General features: G+C 57.3%; 26 protein-coding genes and 1 tRNA gene. 10 read left to right on the top strand and 17 right to left on the bottom strand.

All coding sequences use genetic code 11. From position 1 onward, the window contains the following. Window positions 1-24: 24 nt before the first annotated feature. Window positions 25-615 (bottom strand): TetR/AcrR family transcriptional regulator, encoded by a 591-nt coding sequence (locus AC2FGE_RS12080; RefSeq protein ID WP_496819461.1) that lies wholly within the window; start codon window positions 613-615, stop codon window positions 25-27. Between the two features lie 52 nt (window positions 616-667). Continuing rightward, the gene (locus tag AC2FGE_RS12085; RefSeq protein ID WP_496819462.1) at window positions 668-1042 is read right to left on the bottom strand and encodes a hypothetical protein; all 375 of its coding nucleotides are present in this window, start codon (window positions 1040-1042) and stop codon (window positions 668-670) included. 47 nt (window positions 1043-1089) lie between these two features. On the opposite strand from AC2FGE_RS12085, the gene AC2FGE_RS12090 reads away from it, so the two are divergent. Next, window positions 1090-1890: an alpha/beta fold hydrolase gene (locus AC2FGE_RS12090; protein ID WP_496819463.1), complete on the top strand. Its 801-nt coding sequence runs from the start codon at window positions 1090-1092 to the stop codon at window positions 1888-1890. Here AC2FGE_RS12090 and AC2FGE_RS12095 read toward each other — a convergent pair whose 3' ends face one another. From AC2FGE_RS12095 to AC2FGE_RS12110, 4 genes are all read right to left on the bottom strand, one after another. Next, window positions 1891-2079: a hypothetical protein gene (locus AC2FGE_RS12095; protein ID WP_480547497.1), complete on the bottom strand. Its 189-nt coding sequence runs from the start codon at window positions 2077-2079 to the stop codon at window positions 1891-1893. Between the two features lie 78 nt (window positions 2080-2157). Further along, window positions 2158-2535: a rhodanese-like domain-containing protein gene (locus AC2FGE_RS12100; protein WP_496819464.1), complete on the bottom strand. Its 378-nt coding sequence runs from the start codon at window positions 2533-2535 to the stop codon at window positions 2158-2160. A gap of 99 nt (window positions 2536-2634) precedes the next feature. Next, a tRNA-Leu gene (locus tag AC2FGE_RS12105) sits at window positions 2635-2720 on the bottom strand. 104 nt (window positions 2721-2824) lie between these two features. Next, window positions 2825-3346, bottom strand: a complete 522-nt coding sequence (locus tag AC2FGE_RS12110) for a DUF2478 domain-containing protein (RefSeq protein ID WP_496819465.1) — start codon at window positions 3344-3346, stop codon at window positions 2825-2827. Window positions 3347-3503: 157 nt separating this feature from the next. Here AC2FGE_RS12110 and AC2FGE_RS12115 point away from each other — a divergent pair, with 157 nt between their 5' ends. After that, a complete protein-coding gene (locus AC2FGE_RS12115; RefSeq protein ID WP_496819466.1) occupies window positions 3504-4166 on the top strand; it encodes a DNA-3-methyladenine glycosylase I in 663 nt (220 codons plus the stop codon). A gap of 41 nt (window positions 4167-4207) precedes the next feature. Next, entirely contained in the window at window positions 4208-4894 is a 687-nt protein-coding gene (locus tag AC2FGE_RS12120) for a hypothetical protein (protein ID WP_496819467.1), read from the top strand. Window positions 4895-4897: 3 nt separating this feature from the next. Here the strand turns inward: AC2FGE_RS12120 and AC2FGE_RS12125 are convergent, their stop codons facing one another. Beyond that, window positions 4898-5299: a c-type cytochrome gene (locus AC2FGE_RS12125; RefSeq protein ID WP_496819468.1), complete on the bottom strand. Its 402-nt coding sequence runs from the start codon at window positions 5297-5299 to the stop codon at window positions 4898-4900. A 94-nt stretch (window positions 5300-5393) separates the two neighbouring features. Here AC2FGE_RS12125 and AC2FGE_RS12130 point away from each other — a divergent pair, with 94 nt between their 5' ends. Beyond that, window positions 5394-5831: a DMT family transporter gene (locus AC2FGE_RS12130; RefSeq protein WP_496819469.1), complete on the top strand. Its 438-nt coding sequence runs from the start codon at window positions 5394-5396 to the stop codon at window positions 5829-5831. Here AC2FGE_RS12130 and AC2FGE_RS12135 read toward each other — a convergent pair. Together AC2FGE_RS12135 and AC2FGE_RS12140 are read right to left on the bottom strand one after the other, a co-directional pair. Continuing rightward, window positions 5815-6501 carry an ABC transporter ATP-binding protein gene (locus AC2FGE_RS12135; RefSeq protein ID WP_496819470.1) on the bottom strand — a complete coding sequence of 229 codons (687 nt, stop codon included), beginning with the start codon at window positions 6499-6501 and terminating at the stop codon, window positions 5815-5817. The two genes, AC2FGE_RS12130 and AC2FGE_RS12135, sit on opposite strands and share 17 nt — an antisense overlap. After that, entirely contained in the window at window positions 6494-7789 is a 1296-nt protein-coding gene (locus AC2FGE_RS12140; RefSeq protein ID WP_496819471.1) for a lipoprotein-releasing ABC transporter permease subunit, read from the bottom strand. The genes AC2FGE_RS12135 and AC2FGE_RS12140 overlap by 8 nt, the downstream gene beginning before the upstream one ends. Before the next feature lie 363 nt (window positions 7790-8152). Here AC2FGE_RS12140 and AC2FGE_RS12145 point away from each other — a divergent pair, with 363 nt between their 5' ends. Continuing rightward, on the top strand, window positions 8153-8509 hold the full coding sequence (locus AC2FGE_RS12145) for a hypothetical protein (RefSeq protein WP_496819472.1): 357 nt from the start codon (window positions 8153-8155) through the stop codon (window positions 8507-8509). A gap of 39 nt (window positions 8510-8548) precedes the next feature. On the opposite strand, the gene proS is transcribed toward AC2FGE_RS12145, so the two are convergent. Continuing rightward, a complete protein-coding gene (gene proS, locus AC2FGE_RS12150; protein ID WP_496819473.1) occupies window positions 8549-9889 on the bottom strand; it encodes a proline--tRNA ligase in 1341 nt (446 codons plus the stop codon). Between the two features lie 169 nt (window positions 9890-10058). Between proS and AC2FGE_RS12155 the strand changes: the two genes are divergently transcribed. From AC2FGE_RS12155 to AC2FGE_RS12170, 4 genes are all read left to right on the top strand, one after another. Beyond that, on the top strand, window positions 10059-11423 hold the full coding sequence (locus tag AC2FGE_RS12155) for an FAD-dependent oxidoreductase (RefSeq protein WP_496819474.1): 1365 nt from the start codon (window positions 10059-10061) through the stop codon (window positions 11421-11423). 94 nt (window positions 11424-11517) lie between these two features. After that, the gene (locus tag AC2FGE_RS12160) at window positions 11518-12594 is read left to right on the top strand and encodes an AI-2E family transporter (protein ID WP_496819475.1); all 1077 of its coding nucleotides are present in this window, start codon (window positions 11518-11520) and stop codon (window positions 12592-12594) included. After that, on the top strand, window positions 12595-13284 hold the full coding sequence (locus AC2FGE_RS12165; RefSeq protein ID WP_496819476.1) for an HdaA/DnaA family protein: 690 nt from the start codon (window positions 12595-12597) through the stop codon (window positions 13282-13284). It abuts the gene before it with no gap. Between the two features lie 49 nt (window positions 13285-13333). Beyond that, the gene (locus tag AC2FGE_RS12170) at window positions 13334-14878 is read left to right on the top strand and encodes a Ppx/GppA family phosphatase (RefSeq protein ID WP_496819477.1); all 1545 of its coding nucleotides are present in this window, start codon (window positions 13334-13336) and stop codon (window positions 14876-14878) included. An 8-nt stretch (window positions 14879-14886) separates the two neighbouring features. On the opposite strand, the gene AC2FGE_RS12175 is transcribed toward AC2FGE_RS12170, so the two are convergent. From AC2FGE_RS12175 to scpA, 6 genes are all read right to left on the bottom strand, one after another. Then, window positions 14887-15261: a hypothetical protein gene (locus AC2FGE_RS12175; protein ID WP_496819478.1), complete on the bottom strand. Its 375-nt coding sequence runs from the start codon at window positions 15259-15261 to the stop codon at window positions 14887-14889. Between the two features lie 37 nt (window positions 15262-15298). Beyond that, window positions 15299-16291, bottom strand: coding sequence for an endonuclease/exonuclease/phosphatase family protein (locus tag AC2FGE_RS12180; protein WP_496819561.1), 993 nt, complete (start codon window positions 16289-16291; stop codon window positions 15299-15301). Between the two features lie 4 nt (window positions 16292-16295). Continuing rightward, complete coding sequence (locus tag AC2FGE_RS12185; protein WP_496819479.1) at window positions 16296-16976, bottom strand: TerB family tellurite resistance protein; 681 nt, start codon at window positions 16974-16976, stop codon at window positions 16296-16298. Between the two features lie 45 nt (window positions 16977-17021). Continuing rightward, window positions 17022-17510, bottom strand: coding sequence for a GNAT family N-acetyltransferase (locus AC2FGE_RS12190; RefSeq protein ID WP_496819480.1), 489 nt, complete (start codon window positions 17508-17510; stop codon window positions 17022-17024). Then, window positions 17507-18109 carry a VOC family protein gene (locus AC2FGE_RS12195; RefSeq protein WP_496819481.1) on the bottom strand — a complete coding sequence of 201 codons (603 nt, stop codon included), beginning with the start codon at window positions 18107-18109 and terminating at the stop codon, window positions 17507-17509. Before AC2FGE_RS12195 ends, AC2FGE_RS12190 begins: the two co-directional genes overlap by 4 nt. A 103-nt stretch (window positions 18110-18212) precedes the next feature. Next, entirely contained in the window at window positions 18213-20339 is a 2127-nt protein-coding gene (scpA, locus tag AC2FGE_RS12200; protein WP_496819482.1) for a methylmalonyl-CoA mutase, read from the bottom strand. A gap of 168 nt (window positions 20340-20507) precedes the next feature. Here scpA and AC2FGE_RS12205 point away from each other — a divergent pair, with 168 nt between their 5' ends. Then, window positions 20508-20960 carry a DUF4174 domain-containing protein gene (locus AC2FGE_RS12205; RefSeq protein ID WP_496819483.1) on the top strand — a complete coding sequence of 151 codons (453 nt, stop codon included), beginning with the start codon at window positions 20508-20510 and terminating at the stop codon, window positions 20958-20960. Window positions 20961-21111: 151 nt separating this feature from the next. On the opposite strand, the gene AC2FGE_RS12210 is transcribed toward AC2FGE_RS12205, so the two are convergent. Then, window positions 21112-21939 carry a hypothetical protein gene (locus AC2FGE_RS12210; RefSeq protein WP_496819484.1) on the bottom strand — a complete coding sequence of 276 codons (828 nt, stop codon included), beginning with the start codon at window positions 21937-21939 and terminating at the stop codon, window positions 21112-21114.

The following is a 21939-nucleotide window of genomic DNA, read 5'->3' on the forward strand; positions in this document are numbered from 1 at the left end:
ATTTTATGAACGTCGTTCAGGAAACTATTTGTTTCCAATTCGTGAAAGAACCTGCGTGATCATCCGTTCGATCTGTTCGGGCGGGACACCCGAGATGCGGTTTTCCAACCCCAGGGTTACAATGCCATGCACCGATGAAAATAGGGCGCGTGTCATCAGATCAGCCTCAACCCCGTCCAGATCAGGAAAAAGCTGGCCAACAGGTTCGGCGATATAGGCAAAAAGCCCGCGAAGCGCATCCCGATACCAATCGGGCACCGGACCATCATCGGCCATTTGAAGATCAAAAAGCGCACGCCACAGGTTTGTGTTCTGATCTGCGAAATTCAGATACGCGACACTCATGACAACAAGGCGCTGAACAGGCGGCTCGCTGCCATCAAAGGAGGATCCGACCGCCTGCCCCAACCGTCGAAAAGTGCACCCGTTAACGGCCATGATAATGGCGTTCAAATCCTCGAACACATTGTAGATGGCACCCAGCGCGCATCCCGCATCCTTGGACAAGTCCCGCGCCCTGAGGTCCTTGAGCCCATCCCGGTCAATGCGAAACTCGGCCGCTTCGATCAGTTTCTCGCGCAACTGTTCGCGTCTGAGCTGAGATTTTGTGGTCATGCTGTCCTCGGGGTTTGAACCTCGTTCACAGCGCATAAGACAGTAGAGTGGATCAGATCAAGCCCCGCCACATCAGAAACGCCAGAAGCAGTGCCCCAAAGGCCAGCATGTTAAACGCCAGTCCACCCAGCATACCCAGAAACCAGCCCCATCGCCGGTCGGCCAGATTGATGGCGCTAAGATGGGTCTGAACCTCATCAGCGGCTTTGGTCAGAGCAGGCGTATCCAGAACCAAACGCAGCTTAGGGTGGGCTGACATTTGTTCGGCCCGGGCCAGAACCATCGCCTGTTTGAACACCCGGCGCGGTAGGCGGCGTTTGGCCCGGCGAATCGACGCCTGAAGCGTTTTGTCACGCACGCCTAGCTTGACCCGCAGCAATGCAACGGTTTCAGCAATTCGATCCTGAATTTTAGCGTCTTGTGACATCGCGTTCTCCTGACGCGCGACACTAGCTCCTGTGAAGGCACGCCACAATGGGGCTGGTTGTTTCAAATGGTCACCTGTATCACGCGGATATGCTGAACACGATTGTACATGGCGATCCGACTGCGCTACCGCCTCTTGTTATTGCTCATGGCCTTTATGGATCGGCCAGGAATTGGGGCGTGATCGCACGTCGCCTATCGGATGAACGGCAGGTGATCGCGGTGGATATGCGAAACCATGCGCACAGCCTTTGGGACCCACAACACGACTATCCGGCTTTAGCAGGGGATATCGCTCAGGTCATCAAGCAGATCGGCGGATCCGTGGATGTGCTGGGGCACTCGATGGGGGGTAAAGCCGCGATGGCCCTGACCCTGCAGCATGGGGATCTGGTGCGCAAACTCGTGGTGGCCGATATCGCACCGGTCGCATATGGGCACAGCCAGATTCAGTTCATCAAAGCCATGCGCGCCGTTGATATGTCGCAGGTCAACCGCCGATCGGATGCCGAACAGCAACTGGCGGAGTTGGGGGTTGAACGCGCTTTGCAGAGCTTTTTCACGCAGTCACTGAATGTTGCGGGAAAACGCTGGTTGCTGAATTTGGATGTGTTGGCCGATCAGATGCCAAACATCATGGGATTTCCCGAAATAGGCGGCGCCTGGGACGGGTCCGCCCTGTTTCTGTCTGGCGCAGCATCCGACTATGTTCTGCCTGAACACCGCGACCACATTCGCAGCCTGTTTCCCGGTGCACGCTTTGCCAAAATCCCAGGCGCAGGCCACTGGCTGCATGCTGAAAAACCACGAGAATTCGAGGCTGCGGTCAGAACATTCCTGAACGCCTGACTAACCTGCCTCCTGGTACAAGCGTCGGGCGATCAGCCAAGCCGCCGGAAGCGCGACAAGCGCACCCGCAGCGGCGGCTGACAGAATCGCCATGACCGAGACCATGCCCAACGATAAAACACCAATCACCGCAGACCCTGCGAGGGCGGTGGCAATCATGGAATAAAGCAGCGCAGCAAGACGAAACATGACATGTGATCCATTTGGTTGAACGTCATGTCATCTTAGGCCAACGAACATACTTTGACGTTGATCTGGGTCAGTTTGTCAGCTGTCCACGACCTTTCCGCCGCCATTCATCCAATCGCTCAAGCCGCCCAGATTGAACACCTGTTCATACCCCATATCCAGCAGCAGCTTTCCTGCCAACGCGGCCCGACCACCGGACGCACAGTAGATCACAATTGCGCGGTCCTTGAGCATCTGCGGATCATGGGATTGCAGCGTTTCATCGGCGCGGAATTCCAGCATGCCGCGCGGAATATGATGCGACCCTGCCGCACGACCCGTTTTCTGCACCTCTTCTGCACCGCGAATATCCAGCAGCAATGCTCCCTGATCGATCAACGCCTGAGCCTGCGTCACATCCACACGCGGCACGACCGTATTTGCGGCCTCCATCATCTCTTTTACAGTTGCTGGCATGTTCACCCCTTTGCCTGAGTTTTCGAGGCAAAGCTAACATGCGAACTTTGGAAGGTGTAGACATCTGCAACCGGCTTTTTGGGATTGCAAAACGTATCTTGGTACCCGCGGCCGGACTCGAACCGGCACGGCCTTTCGGCCCAGAGATTTTAAGTCTCTTGTGTCTACCATTCCACCACGCGGGCAAGATACGTTGAGCCCTATTGGATCTCGCAAAAACCATTAAGGCGACAAGACCATGAAGACAATGTGTTTTGCTGCCCGACCAGCAGGATTAGTATGCGCGCGCCTAGGCCGCATCCGCCCTTGCAGCCACCACACGGTCAAACCAGGCCGAAATGGCGGACAACTCGGGCACGAGTGGTTCGGCTTCACCGCCTGTGAACCCCAAAAACTTCTCGCGATTCAATCCGTTTACGCCCACCAGAACAGGAATGTCCTGCGCCAGAGCTTCGGCAATCACCGGGCGGAAGCCACGGCCATCGGCCTCATGTTTGCCGAACTTGTTGATAATCAACAGCTGCGGGGAATTTGCCAAGGACGCAGTGACATAGCCCACCGCCTGTTCAAGCGCCGCCGGATCCAGCCGACAGCCGCGGGATTGCGTGCCCAAAGACTGCGAGATGCGGATCGTATCGCCTGCGGGAAGAACGCGGACATCCATATCGCACCGGCTGCTATCGGTACATTCGGTGTTGGTTTGCACAACGCCCGCCAGTTTCGCACCCGAGGCCAGCAGATTCTCCGCGACCGCGCTGAGCAACCGGTCCGTTGCGCCGCGATCTGTGGTGGTGACATAGGCCAGAAACATAGTGGAACCCTCGTAAATCTGGTGGAACGCTTCAAATAGCACGCTCTGTGGGCTCCGACCACTCCTTCCAAAGTAGAAGCCGCACATCTATCACGCTTGGCAACTGAACAAGCGATCTGGCATCAAGGCACAAGCAGGCGCTGCGGAGGGTAAAGCAATGCGTTCATTTGATGAGATATTTGAGATATCGGCAGGTCGCCATGGCGGGGCAGATGCTTTGAACGCCAAACTCAGCAAACCCAAAACGCCGCAAGAACTTGCGGCAATGCCCGAGGATCGCTGGCTCTCGATCCTGACCAAATGCATCTTTCAGGCGGGGTTCAACTGGAAGGTTATCGAGGCGAAATGGGACGGGTTCGAAACGGCCTTTGACGGGTTCGATGTGGGCCGCTGCGCCTTTATGGATGATGAGAAGTTCGACGCTCTGCTGCAGGACACTCGGATCGTGCGCAATGGAACCAAGATCGCCACTGTCCGGGACAACGCCGCATTCTTGCTCGAACTGCGCGATCAAGGCGGCGCGGGTGAGGTTCTGGGCGGATGGCCCTCGACCGACTATATCGGCCTTCTGGCCATGTTGGGCCAACGCGGATCACGGTTGGGAGGCGCGTCCGCCCAATATGCTATGCGGTTTGCAGGCCGCGACAGCTTTATCCTGTCACAGGACGTGACCGCACGGCTGATCGCCGAAGGTGTAGTGGACAAAGCCCCCACATCCAAGAAAGCCATGGCCGCCGTACAACAGGCCTTTAACACTTGGATGGATCAATCTGGCCGGTCCCTGACAGAAATCAGCCGTGTACTTGCAATGAGCCTTTGAAAACGGCTTGCGCAACCGATGCGGCAGGATAGGCTTTGCACATGAGTTTGCGTGTATTGATTTTAGCGTTCCTAGCTCTTGCGACCTGCGGACGCCCGCTGACACAGCAAGAGCGTGACTTTGCTGACGAAATACAAGGCGACACGCTCAACCTGGATCGCGTACGCCTCGTCGAAGGTGCGCCGGTTGTGCCGGTCACATATGACCGAAAAGCACGCCCGCGTTTGGCTTGTCGCGAACGTATCCTTCCACCCATCGAGCCCGGACCGGTAACAGGGAAACCTGCGGCAATTGCTTTGTTCGACAAGGTTTACTTCGCGCGTGACTGGTATCTCGAAGACTACATGTCAGACTATCCCGAGCAGATGAACCTTATCGCGGCCATGCTGCTGGCGCATGAACTGACCCATGTCTGGCAGTGGCAGAACCGCAAGACAACCGGCTATCACCCGCTGCGTGCGGCGGCAGAGCATGGCGGGCGCGAGGACCCGTATTTGTTTGATCTGGATACCTCGCCCGACTTTCTGTCTTACGGCTATGAACAGCAGGGCGCGATTGTCGAAGAATATGTCTGTTGCCGGTCGTTGGACCCACAGGCACAGCGCACCAAGCGCCTGCACAAGATGCTGGGTACGCATTTCGACCTCTCCCCCCTGCCCCAGGAAGGCCGTGAGCGTGACATCGCGATCCCGTGGAGCGATGCCAAGATCGAAGGAATTTGCAGCTAGATTTCAGGTGCCTTGCAGGGTTTTGAGATAGGCCACCAGATCAACAATAGGCTGACTGGTCAGAATTGGCTGCCCTTCTTCCGTTTTCATGGATGTGTCTTGCCCTTCAAAATATGGGCCGTACACCGGCATCGGGCTTCCATGACTCACCAAAGGGTCACGCCCGTCGATCCGGGCAACAACCCGCGCCGTTGGGAAACGCCCGTCTTTCGTCAGTTCCGTCAAATCGGTCGGCTGAATAATAAGAACTCCTGCCATTGGGCCTTGCCCCATGGCGTCAATTCCGTGGCAGGTCGCACAATAGTGTTGATACAGTTCAGCACCAGTTTGTACATCTTGTGCCGCCGCGCTTTGCGCCGACATGACAAGCACGGCAGCTATAGTTCCCAGCTTTGACCACTTCATCGCATCCTCTCCTATCCGCAATAGCATTTGCAGGCTTGTCCGATGGACCGCTTGGCGCAATGATCCAGATCAACGAAGCAAGAGGGTAAGGTTCATGACACAATACGCAGCCATCATGCTGGCCGCCGGAATCGGAGTACCCATCCTTGCCGCATTGAACGCAGCACTTGGGAAGCTGATCGGTTCCCCCACCACGGCTGCGGTGATCCTGTTTGCCATCGCCTTTGCGGCATCAGCGCTTGTGATGTTGTTGTTTCCGGGCTTCGCGGCGATCACCAAGGTTGCACAGGCCCCCAAACACCTGCTGCTCGCAGGCGTTCTGGTCGCGTTTTACGTCTTGTCGATCACTCATGTCGCGCCGCATTTCGGTGTTGGAAATGCAGTGTTCTTCGTGCTTCTTGGCCAACTAGTCAGCACCGCAGCGATTGATCATTTTGGGCTGTTTGGGGCCCAGGTCACGCCGCTGACATGGATACGCGCGGGTGGGATCACGGTGATGGCTCTGGGCGTTGCGATCACTCAACTGGCTTGAGAGTACCACCTTCTAGCCGCACCATCCGATCCATACGCGCCGCAAGGTCCATGTTGTGGGTTGCAATCAAGGCCGAAAGGCCCTCATCCCGGACAAGCCTCATCAACGCATCAAACACCTGATCAGAGGTTTCCGGATCAAGGTTCCCGGTTGGCTCATCGGCCAGCAACACTTTGGGTGTGTTCGCCAGCGCCCGGCAAAACGCCACGCGCTGTTGTTCGCCACCCGACAAAGCCGCCGGGCGATGGCTGGCACGGGCGGCCACCCCGACACGGTCCAGCAATGACATCGCCCGGTCTTGCGCTGCTTTCTCAGCGATCCCGTTTGCCAGTTGCGGCAGGGTGATGTTTTCCAAGGCGGTAAATTCCGGCAGAAGATGATGGAATTGGTAGACAAAGCCGATGTCCTGCCGCCGCAGAGCGGTGCGCGTGCGGTCGCCCTTGCCACTGACATCCTGGCCGCCGATTTCAACCTGACCGTCATCCGGCATATCCAAAAGGCCCGCGATGTGCAGCAAGGTGGATTTGCCTGCACCCGAAGGTGCGACCATCGCCACCGCCTCACCTGCGTTCAATTCCAGATCAACGCCCCGCAGAACCTGCACTTCGCCCGGTGTTCCTTGCAGGTAGGTCTTGGTCAGGCCCTTCAATCGCAATGTCACATCATTCATAGCGCAGTGCCTCAACCGGGTTCAGCCGCGCCGCGCGGCGGGCGGGGAAATATGTGACAACAAAAGACAAGCCCAGTGAAAGGGCCACGGCCTTGAGGACATCGCTGAGATGCAGTTCTGCCGGAAGGGCATAGATTCCACGAATGGACGGATCCCAGACTCCACCGCCCATCGCATAGTTCACAAAAGAAAAGATGGGATCAATGTAGATGGCAAACAGACAGCCGAAGATGACACCCATCGCGGTTCCGATGATGCCTGTGAACGCACCGCAGATGAAAAACACCCGCAGCACCGATCCTTCGCTCAGGCCGATCGTGCGCAAGATGCCGATGTCACGACCCTTGTTCTTTACCAACATGATCAGGCCCGAGACAATGTTCATCGCGGCAATCAGCACGAGGATCGACAGGATGATGAACATCACGTTGTCTTCAACCTCCAGCGCACGCAGAAACCCACCCGAGGCATCCTGCCATGTCCAGATCTGGCTGCGCTCACCCGAGGCTTCGAGGATTGGGATCAGGATCGGGTTCATCGCTTCGGGTTGCGTGACCATCACCTCGATCTCATCCGCCACGCCCTCGCGGTTGAAAAAGCTCTGGGCCTGCGAAAACGGCATGTAAACGCGCGTGCGGTCGATGTCATATCGCCCCGCGGAAAACACATAGACCACGCGATAGGCATTCACACGTGGCGAGGTTCCAAAGGCGGTTCTGACACCGTTGGGCGAGGTCAGCTTAACCGTATCCCCCACTGTGGCCCCAATGGTACGCGCCACGCCCGAGCCGATGGCGATCACGTCCTCGCCCGATTGAAACAGAGACAAATCCCCCGCCGATTGTTCGGCTTGCGCGATGCCCGGCAGGTCCATCAGGTCATCGGGCCGGATGCCAAACACCTCAGCCCCGCTGCTGCGGTCGCGATTTGTGATCAGAACCTGACCTTTGACCAAAGGTGCCGCCCGTTCTACACCCGGAACCTGCGCGATCCGCGCTGCGCGTTCTTCGTAATCCTCCATCGTACGTATCACGTGCCCCTGCGCATCAATCTCGCCTGAGGAATAGACAGTGATGTGTGCATTGGCCCCAAGGATCGTGCCGACGAATTCGGCCCGGAACCCGGAACGCACAGCGAGTGTCGCGATCAAGGCGAACACGGCCAGAGTGATCCCAATCAGCGAGATCCAGGTCATAACACTGACGCCCCCCTCGGCCCGGCGGGCCCGCAGGTATCGCCAGGCGATCTTCCATTCAAAAGGGGCAAAAGGCGGGGGTGTCTTGGCCATGCCTGCTCCGGTCTTGTTGTTTGGCGGCGACCCTCTCGGCATTTCGGGCAATGGTCAAGCGCCTTGTGAACGCATCACCGACCGCATGCAAAGTGATCGTCTCAAATAAGCGAATCAACACTGACATCTGCTTTGGGTGCTCAGATAAAAAGTGTTGTTGGATTCAACAACTACCCTGTCGGTTGTGACGCCCTTCACAGACATCGCCATATTGTTTCAGCTATGAAGTCAATACGGGCATTGCGTGAGTGACTGAACTCAAAATGCCACATATATTAAGCAATATTATTTCGCTTTTTGCTTATTTTTAGAAACTTTGTCACCCTGATTTGGGGGAACACATTTCAGAGCGGGGGTCGCTCAATGAATATTCAGAATACACCAGAGGGGGCGGACCGTATTTTGGTTCGTGCAACAGCAACAGAACTGGATTGTGAAACAGCCGCATTGCTGCGGGCTGCGATCCGTCCGATTTTTTCAAAAGCTGTCAGTTGGAACGGTTTGGCAGACCGGTTGAGGGATAAGGGCTATCGCCTCGCCTTCCTCAAGGGCCGCCTTTGCATAACCGACCGCGCAACCGGTCAGCGGGTTTGCGGGATACGGTTTCTGGGCTTTGAACTGAAGGAACTGGTCAACCGGCTGGGCCGCCCGATCGTCGTCGCGCGCGGCAATCAAGCCGACGGAGAGCTGTTGGTCGCCCGCCCAGTGTCAACGCAGTAAGAACGCCGCGCTGACCTTGGTCTGCGCGTATCGCCTTGGTCAGGCGATACCCTTATAGATTTCCGCAACTTTGGTCACGGCGGCTTCGGGGCTTAGCTCCTCGCTTTCGCCTGTACGGCGGCAAGTCAGTTCAACCACACCGTTTTTCAGACCACGCGGCCCGACCGTGATGCGCCACGGCAGGCCAATCAGGTCCATCGTGGCGAACTTGCCCCCTGCCCGTTCATTGCGGTCATCATAGAGCGGCTCAAGACCCAGAGCGGTCAGAGCACCATAGAGTTTGTCACAGGCCGCATCCGCTTCGTCGTCACCCTGCTTCAGGTTAACGATGCCGCAATGGAACGGGGTCACGCCCTCGGGCCAGACAATACCTTTGTCATCGTGGCTGGCTTCGATGATAGCACCGATCAAACGGCTAACGCCGATCCCATGGCTGCCCATGTGAACGGGTGTCGGCTTACCATCAGGGCCTTGAACGGTCGCGCCCATGGCTTCCGAATACTTGGTGCCGAAGTAGAAGATCTGACCTACCTCGATCCCACGTGCGACGCGGCGGCGATCTTCCGGCACTTGGTTGAACAGCGCCTCATCGTGGGTTTCATCCGTGCGCGCGTATTTCGAGGTGAACTCTTCCAGGATCGCCTGACATTGCGCACGGTCATCATAGTCAATGTCTCGGTCGCCGAAAGTCAGATCGGTAACGGCGCTGTCATAGAAGACCTCGGACTCGCCTGTGTCAGCCAGCACCAGAAACTCATGCGTATCGTCGCCACCAATGGGGCCGGAATCGGCGCGCATTGGAATGGCCTGCAAGCCCATACGCTCATAGGTGCGCAGATAGCTCACCAGATGGCGGTTGTAAGCGTGCAGCGCGTCTTCTTTCGTCAGGTCAAAATTGTAGCCGTCCTTCATGTAGAACTCGCGCCCGCGCATCACGCCGAAACGTGGGCGGATTTCGTCGCGGAACTTCCACTGGATTTGGTAAAGCGTCAGCGGCAAGTCTTTGTAACTGCTGACATGTCCACGGAATATGTCTGTCACCAGTTCCTCGGCCGTGGGGGTATAGAGCAAGTCTCGGCCATGGCGGTCCTGCATGCGCAGCATTTCCTGACCATAATCGTCATACCGCCCGGATTCGCGCCACAAGTCCGCCGATTGCAGGATGGGCATCTGAATGGCGATATGCCCTGCCCGCGCCTGTTCCTCATGCACGATGTTTTCCAGCTTGCGCAGCACTTTGAAGCCCAGCGGCAGCCACGAATAAATACCGGCAGCAGCCTGCTTGATCATTCCGGCGCGCAGCATCAGCCGGTGGCTGACGATCTGGGCCTCAGCAGGGTTTTCCTTGAGAACGGGCAGAAAGTAACGGCTGAGGCGCATGACTTAACCTTTTAGGGTGATATTCCAACAAAAAGGTGATTATGCCAAAGCCCCGCCGGGGGCAATCGTACATTGGTGAAATAAGAACTTAGCCTCAGTTTGTTTTTTGATTGACCGACCAATCAAGTTTTCCCAAGTGTAACGAAATTGTAAAACTCAAGAGGCGCCGATGCAGACGATTCAGGAACCCGCCCGTCAGATTCCAGTGGTTCACCAGACCGATGTTCTGGTCGTTGGCTCCGGCCCTGCTGGTTTGGCGGCGGCGCTGGCAGCGGCGCGTGCAGGGGCAGCGGTGTCGCTGGTTGATCGGTTCGGCTGCATGGGTGGCAACATCACCGCCGTGGGGGTCGAAGGGTTTGCCTGGTACCGCCATGAACAAACGGTCGAAGCCGGCGGTATCGGTATGGAGTTTGAAACCCGCGCCAAGGAGATGGGCGCAGCGGTGCCTGAAAGCCAATCGCTCAGCTATGAACTGGACAGCGAAGGGTTCAAACTGGTGGCCGACAAGCTGGTCGAAGAGGCAGGCGTGCGTCCAATGTTGCATCGGCAGTTCGTGGCCCCGATCATGGATGGCGACCGGATCACCGGGATCATCACTGAATCGAAAGCCGGGCGCGAGGCGATCCTGGCCAAGGTGGTCATTGATGCCACTGGCGATGCGGATGTGGCCCATCGCGCGGGCGCACCGACGCAGAAAACGGCGCGCGAGGATATGATGGCGGCTTCGGTCATGTTCCATCTGGCAGGCGTCGACAAACGCGCCTTTATGGAGGGCGTGAAGTCCGATCCACAGACCTACAAGGATTGGGGCGGTGGCGGTGAGTGGAACATCGAAACCTCCGGCAAGGAGGACAATATGTTCTCTCCCTTCGTGCACAAACCCTTCCAACAGGCGATTGACGAGGGGCTGATCCCACCACATCTGAACACGATCGCAGGGACCTGGGGTGCAATGCACGATACAGGCGAGCTGACCTATATGAATCTCATCCATTTGGCCGATGTCGACGGCACCGACCCAGACAGCCTGACACATGGCGAGATCGAGGGCCGCCGTCAGTCGATGCTGGCCATCGAAGCGCTACGCCGCTTCATGCCGGGGTGTGAAAATGCGCGGTTGCGAAATTTCGGGATGACCATCGGCATTCGGGACACCCGCAAGATCGATGCGGTCTATAACATGACCGAAGATGATGCGCGGCACCAAGGCAGATTCGAAGATTCCATCGGCATCTACCCCGAATTCATCGACGGCTACGGTATCCTGATCCTGCCCACGACGGGGCGGTATATGCAAATCCCCTATCGCTCGATGCTGCCCAAAGGGATCAAGGGCCTGCTGGTCGCCGGTCGATCTCATGGGGCCGACAGGGTCGCCCACGCGGCCACCCGCAATATGGCCTGCTGTGCCGTTATGGGCCAAGGGGCCGGAATAGCCGCCGCACATGCGCTCAAAAGCGATCGCGAGCTGGATGCGCTGGATCTGTCACCGGTTCACAAAGAGCTTGATCGACAAGGGGTTCGGGTCTTCTGATCGGCCCCTCGGCAAGCACGGACCCATGAAGCCCTTGCATCGATCAGCCCCATAGGCCAAGAACATCCTCGACGACCAGAACGCGAGGGCAATCATGGCTTTGCCGGTTAAGGATCAACTCAGATACTGGGGCATCGCCGCAGCGATTTTTATATTGGTCCTGTGGGCATTGGGTGATGTTCTTCTGCCTTTTGTGATCGGCGGCGCGATTGCCTATTTCCTTGATCCCATCGCTGATCGGCTGGAAAAGCTAGGCCTGTCACGGATGGCGGCCACGGGCATTATCACGGTTGTTGGTGTGCTTGGGTTCATCCTGGCGATCCTGATGGTCGTTCCGGCCCTTATTACACAGCTGCTGGATCTGATTGATATTTTACCCAGCCTGTTCAAGCAGTTGCGCGGCTTCATCGAGAAGCAATTCCCATCCTTGCTGGATCAGGACTCCAGCACCCATCAGATGCTGGTCTCATTCGGGGAAACCCTGAAGTCCAAAACCGGTGATGTGCTGGAAACGGTACTGTCCTCTCTTGGATCAGCCATCAACATCGTGGTCCTGTTGGTCATCGTCCCGGTGGTTGCCGTCTACCTGCTGCTGGACTGGGATCGCATGATCGCCCGGATCGGAGAGCTTCTGCCCCGCGACCACGCTCCAACGATCAAGCGGCTGGCGGGCGAGATTGATGCTGTGCTGGCCTCGTTCGTGCGCGGCATGGGTACAGTCTGCCTGATCCTAGGCACCTATTACGCGGTCGCCTTGATGATTGCTGGTTTACAGTTTGGTCTGGTCGTAGGGTTCATCGCCGGGCTGGTGACCTTTATTCCTTATCTAGGCGCACTGATCGGTGGCACACTGGCCATCGGGCTGGCCCTGTTCCAGTTCTGGGGCGACTGGGCGCATATCGGCCTGATCGCGGGCATCTTTGCGTTGGGCCAAGTGACCGAAGGCAACTTTCTGACCCCGAAACTGGTTGGCAGTTCGGTTGGATTGCACCCGGTCTGGCTGTTGTTGGCGCTGTCGGTGTTTGGTGCGCTCTTTGGCTTTGTCGGGATGTTGATTGCAGTCCCGGTCGCCGCCGCCCTGGGCGTTTTGGCACGGTTTGGCACATCGCTCTACCTTGACAGCCGGCTATATACCGGCCTCGAAGGGCAACAGGGTCAGGACGACGACTAAATGGCCCAACAACTGAGCTTTGATCTGCCAGCCAAAACCGCGCTGGAGCGTGATGATTTCTTTGTCTCTCCGGCCAATGCACTGGCCGTGGCGATGATATCTGCGACCTCGTGGCCCGGAAACAAGCTGGTGCTCAGCGGCCCAGCTGGGTCTGGCAAAACCCATCTGGCCCATGTCTGGGCAGCCGAAACCGGTGGGCGCATCGTGCAGGCTGCTGATCTGGACTATGATGCGGTGCCTGAACTGGCCCGCACACCCATTGCGGTCGAGAATGTTCCAGCCATTGCAGATGATTTGGAACAGCAAAAGGTGCTGTTTCATCTGCACAATCTCGCCTTGGCCGAAGGGCATGCCCTGTTGATGACTGGGCGATTGGTGCCCAAGCTTTGGCATCTGCCGCTGGCCGACCTTCAAAGCCGGGTTGAGGGCGCGCACCACGTGGCCTTGGAACCGCCTGATGACGCGTTGCTGGGGGCTGTGCTGGCCAAGCTGTTCCTGGACCGTCAGCTGAACCCGGGCCCCGAGGTTATCGCCTATCTGGTAAAACATATGGATCGCCGCTTTGAGACAGCCGCCAAGGTTGTCCAACAATTGGATCAACTGGCCCTTGCCGAAAAACGTGAGATCACGCGGGCTTTGGCCGTGCGGGTTTTGAACGAAAAAACGGATCAGATGAATGCAAGTGATTGACCCAATATCGGTGATTTCGCATTCTAATCCCAGAATATCTGGAAGACACATGGATCAGACCGTCGAAACCGACATCCCGGACTGGGGCCCATTCGGTAAACCTCTGTTCGATGACCCGGGCGCGCGGGCGCTGTCACGGGTGGGTGTTGTCGATGTGGGCTCGAACTCGGTCCGGATGGTGATTTTCGACGGCGCGGCGCGGTCGCCGGCCTATTTCTACAATGAAAAAGTCATGTGCGAGCTTGGCGCAGGGTTGTCTGAGACCGGAAAGCTGAACCCACGCGGGCGGGAAAGGGCTCTGGCCGCGTTGCGCCGTTTCCAGCAACTGGCGCAGGACTTGGACCTGCCTGGCCTGCATGTGGTTGCAACCGCAGCCGTGCGCGAAGCCAATGACGGGCCGGATTTCTGTGCCGAGGTTCAGGCCCAAACCGGGCTAAATGTCGCCGTGATCGACGGCCAGGAAGAGGCGCGCCTGTCCGCACAGGGCGTGTTGCTGGGCTGGCCAGGAGCTTACGGTCTAATCTGCGATATCGGCGGATCGTCGATGGAACTGGCCGAGATCGGAGATGGTCAGGTTGGGCGACGGGTAACCTCAGCCCTTGGGCCGCTGAAACTGCGTGACATCAAAGGTGGGCGGCGCGCGCGAAAAGCGCATATCAAGGACACGATGGAGGAGCTGCGCGCTCAGCTTGGTCAGCAGCGGGACCGCTTGTTTCTCGTCGGCGGCAGCTGGCGCGCATTCGCACGGATCGACATGTTGCGCCGTGGCTACCCGCTCAATGTTCTGCATGAGTACCGTATGACAACGACACAGGTGCGCGACACGATCAAGTTCATTGAAGCCAATGATCACGACAAACTGCGCAGCCAAGCGGGGGTGTCCAGTTCCCGAATGGCGTTGATCCCCTATGCGATGGATGTTCTGGGGCGATTGATCCGAACATTCAAACCGAAGGATATCGCAGTCTCAAGCTACGGCATTCGTGAAGGTTTGTTGTACGAGCAGATGTCACAAGAGATCAGGGATCGCGACCCTTTGATCGAAGCCAGCCGGTTTTCCGAATCCAAGGATGCCCGCCTGCCGGGTTTCGGGCGGAACCTGTATGACTTTGTGATGCCATTGTTCAATTCAGCGCCGCCCGCGCGGGTCCGACTAATCAAGGCCGCCTGCCTGCTGCATGACGTCAGTTGGCGCGCGCATCCCGATTATCGGGCCGAGGCCTGTTTCGACTATGTCACGCGCGCCAATCTGGGCGGCCTGAAACATTCCGAACGGATTTTTATCGGGCTGGCGCTACAGCACCGCTATCGCAATAAACGCGAAGGCAATCGCTTTGCGCCATTGTACGAGTTGCTGGATGAGCCGGGGCAGAAACAAGCCGAGATTTTGGGAAAGGCAATGCGCTTTGGTGCAATGCTATGGATGCACAACGAAGCCAATATCGGCCGGCTTAGATTTTATCCCAAAAAGCGCCAGCTTGAACTGTTCCTGCCCAAAGCGGCAGAACCCTTGTTTAATGAAGTGGCCGAGGCGCGCCTGAACTCGCTGTCAAACGCCCTGAAATCCGAGGTACGCGTGATCGTCAAAGGTTAAAGACCCGATCAGATATCGGTGCCTTCATCCGGTGCCTTATCTTCAAGATCGGGGCTGGCATCATCATCCGGTACAGGTTTCTTGCGGATGATGATATCGCCATTTGGTAGGATTTCGGGCGCTTCATACGCGCTCCAATCCTTGATCTCGGCTGCAAGCTCGGCCAATGCAGGACCCATTTCCTGAAGGAAGGATTGCATTGCCGGGCCCAGTGATTCCGCCATACCCAAAAGCTCATCCAGGGCAGGCTCCATCTCTCGGCGCAACCCTTCAAAGAAGAGCTCGGCCCCCTGCTCCATCAGGGATTTGCTGTCATCTTCCTGCGCAGATGCAGGAGTGCCGAGGCTGGTCGACAAGACCGCGATGATCAGAAGGCGTTTCATACAGGTAATATATGCCCTCAAAGGGTCTCAGGGAAGGTCACAACTCGATATCCAGCGTGACCGGGAAGTGATCCGAGGCGGTTAGTAGCGCCTCGCGCAGTTCAACAGATGTCCAGCAAGCCGCATCCCGAAACGGGTGCCAGATGCGCCAATCGGGTTCGCGGTTACGCAGGTCTTCGCTAATCATGATATAGTCCAGCAAAGCCTCCAGAAACTTGCCCTCTTTTGGGCGGGCGAACCGAGCAGTGGAAGGGACAGACCCCGGTCGGGGGCCATGCGCCGTAACGGCATGGGGATCAAAAAGTCCGGCCTGCAGCAAGATCTCAACCGATGAACGCCCGAACAGATGCTCGAACTCATCCAAACCCGGACCATCATTGAGATCGCCCAGAAGCACAACGGGCTCCTGTGCCGCGACATGGTCGACCACCCGCCGTGACAGCCAGATTGCCTGTGCAAGTTGCTTGCGCCGGTTGGCGATTGAAATCCTGATGGCCTCATCGCGGGATCCTGCACCATGCGGCGCTTTGGATTTGAGATGAGCGCCGATCATGCGGAACTCAAAACCGGAGTTTGACTGAACCAGCAACTCCATCGGGGGTTTCGAGAACCGCACCACATCCTCAGTCGCATCTACATCCAGGTCGATCTGAAAGGAGCGATCGAACCGCGGCGCATTCGCATCGTCGCGCGGCTCATGTCGGGCCGTTAGCACATCTGGATCATAGAGCAGGGCGAGTTCCTGATGCGTGTCGTTGGCAAAACCCATAACCGCGCGCTGCGTTCGCATATCAAACGCCTCGGCAAAGCCTTGCAACGCCCGCACCGTGTTCTGGCGCTTTCCAGTATTGGGCGCTTCGACGATCAGGATGGCGTCCGCATCCAGCGCGGTCAGAACCTTGGCAATCGCCTCAACCTGCTGGGCCTTCGTTACATCATGACGACCCGACCAGCTGTCATCCATGATCAGCGCATCGTTTTTGTCGAAAAGATTGGCGAACCATTCGATGTTGTAGGTCGCCAGCCGCATCCGCTCAGGCCCGCGCGCCGTTGATGTCATCCCAGGCTTGATTGATGTCGATCATCTTCTTTTCGGCAAGGCGGATCGCCTCTTCCGGGACACCGCGCGCCATCATCGCATCAGGATGGGTATCGCGCACCAGTTGACGCCACACTTTGCGAATCTCGGACACTGGCATATCCCGCGAAACACCCAGAACCACATAAGGATCATTCGGCGCATCCGGCACAAAGCGCGCGCGCAAGGCCAGAAATTGCGCATCGGTCTGTCCAAAGATGCGACTGACATCTTCCAGGAATTCATTCTCGTTGGGGTGATAGAACCCATCTGCCATGGCGATGTGGAACAAACCCTCCATCAGGTCGCAAAGCGCGGTGCTGTCTTCGGAAAACATGCGAGCAATCTTGCGGGCATAGTCCTGATAGCCTGCAACATCCGTCCGCGCCATGTTGAAGACCCGCGCCGCGCCTTCTTCATCCGCGCGCGCGATCTGGAACACATCCCGAAAGGCCGTGACCTCATCGCGCGTAACCTGTCCGTCCGCCTTGGCCATTTTGGCCCCCAGCGCAATCACGGCAATGGTGAAGGCAACCGAGCGTTCGGGTGGTGAACGCAGCTTCTCAAAAACCGCCGTCAGACTTTCGCCTTGGGCCAACGCACTCAGCGCATCAGATATTCGGATCCAAATCGACATGGGCGCACCCTAGCGTGCCTCGTTGCGACTGTCAGGTGCGACAGATCACTCCGATGAAAGAATTTTCTGCATCAGCACCAGATCCAGCCGTTGTCCCCACTTAAAGCCGACCTCGGGCATACGCCCAACTTCGCCGAACCCAAGGGCTGTATGGAAGGCGATGGCCGAAGGGTTAGCGGATGAAATGCCCGCCACGAGAACATGAACCCCATCCGCACGCGCCACAGCTTCCAACTCTGTCATTAAGGCGCGACCAATCCCTTTGCCCCGCGCCCCTTCTGCCAACTGGATCGAGTGTTCCCGCGTGTTGGCGTATCCCGGTCCGTTTCGAAACATCCCATATGTCGCAAAACCAAGCACCTGTCCCTTATCTTCAGCGACCAGAAATGACGGGCCACGGTCGCGAATATCATTGGCAATCGCTTCAGTGCTGCGTTCCTCGGTGGTGAAGGTCACCAACGTGTCGCGGATGATGGCGTTCGTGATCGCGGCGATCTGAGCAGCGTCATCCGGGCAGGCCTGCCGAACCGTCATTCCAACACTCGCACCCCATGAGGCGTTTCGAACTCTGCCTGCATCGAGGCAGGACCGGTGTCGAAGACAACCAAGTCAAGTTCTCCTAAATGCTGGGCCAGTACCAATGCCTCCGGGTGATACACGATTAACCTTCGCAAACTGCACCCGCTGTCCTGCAACATCTGCGCAGGGTGCAAATCGCCCTGCCATTGGATCAACGCAGGAAACAGATTATCGAAGGGCAAGCGTCCGTTGGGCGGCACAGCCATACGCCATGTCAAAGCCCCCCGGGTCAGATCAATGGGGGTTCCGGTGCCATCAGGAAACGTTGCAAGTGCGGCTTCGATATCAGGAACGCTGCAGATCCAATTGGTCAGCCGCGGGTTTCCTGAAAACCGATCCAGATCAAACCAACGGGTCCGCTGGGGTACGGCTGCGTCAGGATCAATAGCAATCGCTTCCAGATACAGACCATCCCTGAGGCCTAAAAGACGATTGTAAGTGCCAAATTTTTCGTGTTTTCCGCCGGGTTGAAGCGAAACACCCAACGCCTTTTCAATATGGGCCGATGCCGCCTCCAGCGTTTCGCCGGCTACGGCCAAGTGATCAAGTAGCATCCGCACCTCCCCAAGAAAAAAGACCAGATCCGTAGATCTGGTCGCATGTTTCACCCAAGCGCTTCCGCGCACAAGATTTTTCGTCGAAAAACCTGCGCCTAGATTAGTTACGCGCTTCTTTGATCAGACGCAGGATATCCTGCGCTGCCTCAGGGATGTTCGTTCCGGGCCCAAAGATCGCCTTGACGCCATGATCATAGAGGAACTGATAGTCCTGCTGCGGGATCACCCCCCCGCAAATCACGATGATATCCTCGGCCCCGGCTTTCTTAAGCTCCTCGACCAGCTGCGGTGCAAGCGTCTTGTGACCCGCTGCCTGCGAGGAAATTCCGACCACGTGGACGTCATTGTCGACCGCATCCTGTGCGGCCTCAGCCGGGGTCTGGAACAACGGGCCAACATCCACGTCAAAGCCAATGTCGGCAAAGGCCGTGGCAATGACCTTGGCCCCACGGTCATGTCCGTCCTGCCCCATCTTGACCACCAGCAAACGGGGTCGGCGACCTTCGGTCTGGGCGAAATCCTCGATGGATTTCTGGATCGCAGCGAAGCCTTCGTCGCCCTCATAGGCAGCGCCATAGACCCCGGCCAGCGTTTTCACCTCGGCGCGGTGACGGCCGAATTCTTCTTCCATTGCCATGCTGATCTCTCCTACGGATGCGCGGGCACGTGCAGCCTCGACGGCGGCGGCCAAAAGGTTTCCGCCCTGCTGGGCGGTGTTCGTCAACGCGTCCAATGCCTGTTGGCACGCGGCCTCATCGCGGGTTGCACGGATACGTTCCAGACGTGCCACCTGAGCCTCGCGCACGGCGACATTATCGACATCCAGAATGTCGATCGGGTCTTCCTGTTCCTTGCGGTATTTGTTGACGCCAACGATCACCTCTTCGCCCCGGTCGATCATCGCCTGACGCCGCGCGGCGCTTTCTTCGATCCGCAGCTTGGGCATTCCGCTGGCCACGGCCTTGGTCATGCCGCCCATCTCCTCGACCTCTTCCATCAGGGCCCAGGCTTTTTCGACCAGCTCATTGGTCAGACTTTCGATATAGTACGAACCAGCCAGTGGATCGACGACATCGGTCACGCCGGTTTCTTCCTGCAGCACCAACTGCGTGTTCCGCGCGATGCGGGCCGAGAAATCGGTGGGAAGGGCAATTGCCTCGTCCAGCGCGTTGGTGTGCAGCGATTGAGTACCGCCTAAAACTGCACTCATGGCCTCATAGGCGGTGCGGATCACGTTGTTATAGGGGTCCTGCTCCTGCAACGACACGCCGGATGTCTGGCAATGTGTGCGTAGCATTTTTGAGCGTTCGGATTTCGCCCCGAACTCGGTCATTACACGATGCCACAGCGTGCGTGCAGCACGTAGTTTGGCGATCTCCATGAAGAAGTTCATGCCGATGGCAAAGAAAAACGACAGACGGCCCGCGAACTTGTCGACATCCATGCCTGATTGCGTCGCGGCACGCACATATTCGCGGCCATCCGCCAGCGTATAGGCCAGTTCCTGCACCAGGTTCGCCCCGGCCTCTTGCATATGATAGCCCGAGATCGAGATCGAGTTGAACTTGGGCATCTCGTTCGACGTGTATTCGATGATGTCCGAAATGATCTTCATCGACGGCTCGGGCGGATAAATATAGGTGTTTCGCACCATGAACTCTTTAAGAATGTCGTTCTGAATGGTGCCGGACAGCACGGATTTATCATGCCCCTGTTCCTCACCCGCAACAATGAAACTGGCCAGGATCGGGATAACCGCGCCGTTCATCGTCATCGAGACCGAGACCTTGTCCAGCGGGATACCGTCGAAAAGGATTTTCATATCCTCGACTGAATCGATGGCGACGCCGGCCTTACCCACATCGCCCACGACCCGCGGGTGATCACTGTCATAGCCCCGGTGTGTTGCCAGATCGAAGGCCACAGAAACCCCCTGTTGACCCGCAGCCAGGTTGCGACGATAGAAGGCGTTCGATTCCTCGGCGGTCGAGAACCCGGCATACTGACGGATCGTCCACGGCCGCCCCGCATACATGGTTGCCTTAACGCCGCGCGTGAACGGGCCAAAGCCCGGAAGCGAGCCCATATGCGGCAGGTCAGCGGTGTCTTCCTGCGTATAGAGCGGTTTAACGTCGATGCCTTCCAGCGTCTCTTTGGTCAGGTCATCCAGCGGGCGACCACGCAGCTCTTTTTCGGCCAGCGCCTGCCAGTCTTTCTTATCGGTCATGGCAATATCCTTTTCTCGTTTCGGGGCGCGCCCGGCCTTTGCCTGCGCGCTGTTGTCTGTGAAAGGGCGGATTTGCGGTCTGCAAAACGCAAGAATTTGAACGCCTTGTTTAAATCACCGGTCGCATTCATGCAGACAGGGGCTATATTCATTCCAGCAGGAGGCCCCATGACACGAACGCTTGCCTTTGTTTTTTCGACGCTATTCCCGTTGGCGGCTTTGGCGGCCGACGGATCGGCACCCTCCGATGATGATTTCGTTCGCCCGGCAGGCGATAGCGACCTCAGCGAGTTTCTATGGATCAACCGACCCATCATCGTCTTTGCAGACACACCTGCCGACCCCCGGTTCCAACAGCAGATTGACTTGTTGCTAGACGGTGAAGAGGAGATGCGGGATCGGGACGTGGTGGTCCTGACCGACACCGATCCGTCGGCGCGGTCTCCGATCCGGTCAAAGCTGCGCCCGCGCGGGTTCCAGATGGTGTTCGTTGACAAGGACGGCGTGGTCAAACTGCGTAAACCCAGCCCGTGGAGTGTGCGCGAGATTGGCCGGTCCATCGACAAGACCCCCCTGCGCGAACGCGAAATTCGCGAGCGGCGGGATGCGGCGAAACCGTAATTGAAATATTCACCAATAGATACTATGTTGAAGGCATAGAAGGTGAGGATAAGATCATGCTTTATAGCAGTGACCAACCAGAGAAATCTCCGGAAAAGCCGATCAGCGGCGACATCTGATCGGCTGCCGGGTCCTATTTCGCACAATAGGATCAAGGGTTTACATCCTCATTCTCACCAGAACGATTAATTCCCTCGGGATTTTCGTGCTCCATCTCGACATTGATGGCAACCAACGCGCGCAAGCCCCAGCGTAGCGTGCTAATTCTGCGGTTCGTCAATTGTTCATGAAACGCCACACGGCGTTTGCGAGATAAGTTCTGCGTCTGCTCATTCCGGGAATCCTCGATCATGCGTCGCAAATCGGTGTATTCGGCATAAAAGCGGACGACACTTGCAACGGTATCTTCGCCAAGCGCTGGGATAGACGATGAAATCGCCTCAAATACGATGGGTTCGCTTTCCATGGTTGAAAACGGGAAATACTCGATCGGGTTCCCGTTCGCATCCGTGCCGTCACCGCTCAGAATGCGTTTTTGAACCTTCTCCGCATGGGCCGCGATAGGCTGGTTATCCAGTTTATCCACCAATGCGAAAATCTCATTTCTCAACGCAATCAGCGTATCCCTCCGCTGAAGATGGAATTTCTGCGCCTCGGCGTAAGACGAAAACAGAAACGTCACGAACCACCCAAGAACGATAACCGAGCCGGTTACCAAAGCCGGGTAGACCTTGTCCCTTGCAGCGTCCGGTACGTATTCCCAGACGACTATCCCTCCAATCACCCCCAGCAGAAGAAACGGGGGCAAAACCACGAGGATTCGAAGGAAACTGCGACGCAGAAGCGGTGGAATGGCCCAGCTATAAAACCCGAGCAACAGAGCAGACCCGATCAGGATCAGGGTCAAATCGCCGATTTCATGTCTCAGATAAGCCAAAACCACACCGCCAAGCATTGCCGAGGTCAGAAAAGCGAGCAC

It is taken from the genome of Ruegeria sp. YTSA075 (assembly GCF_059610245.1).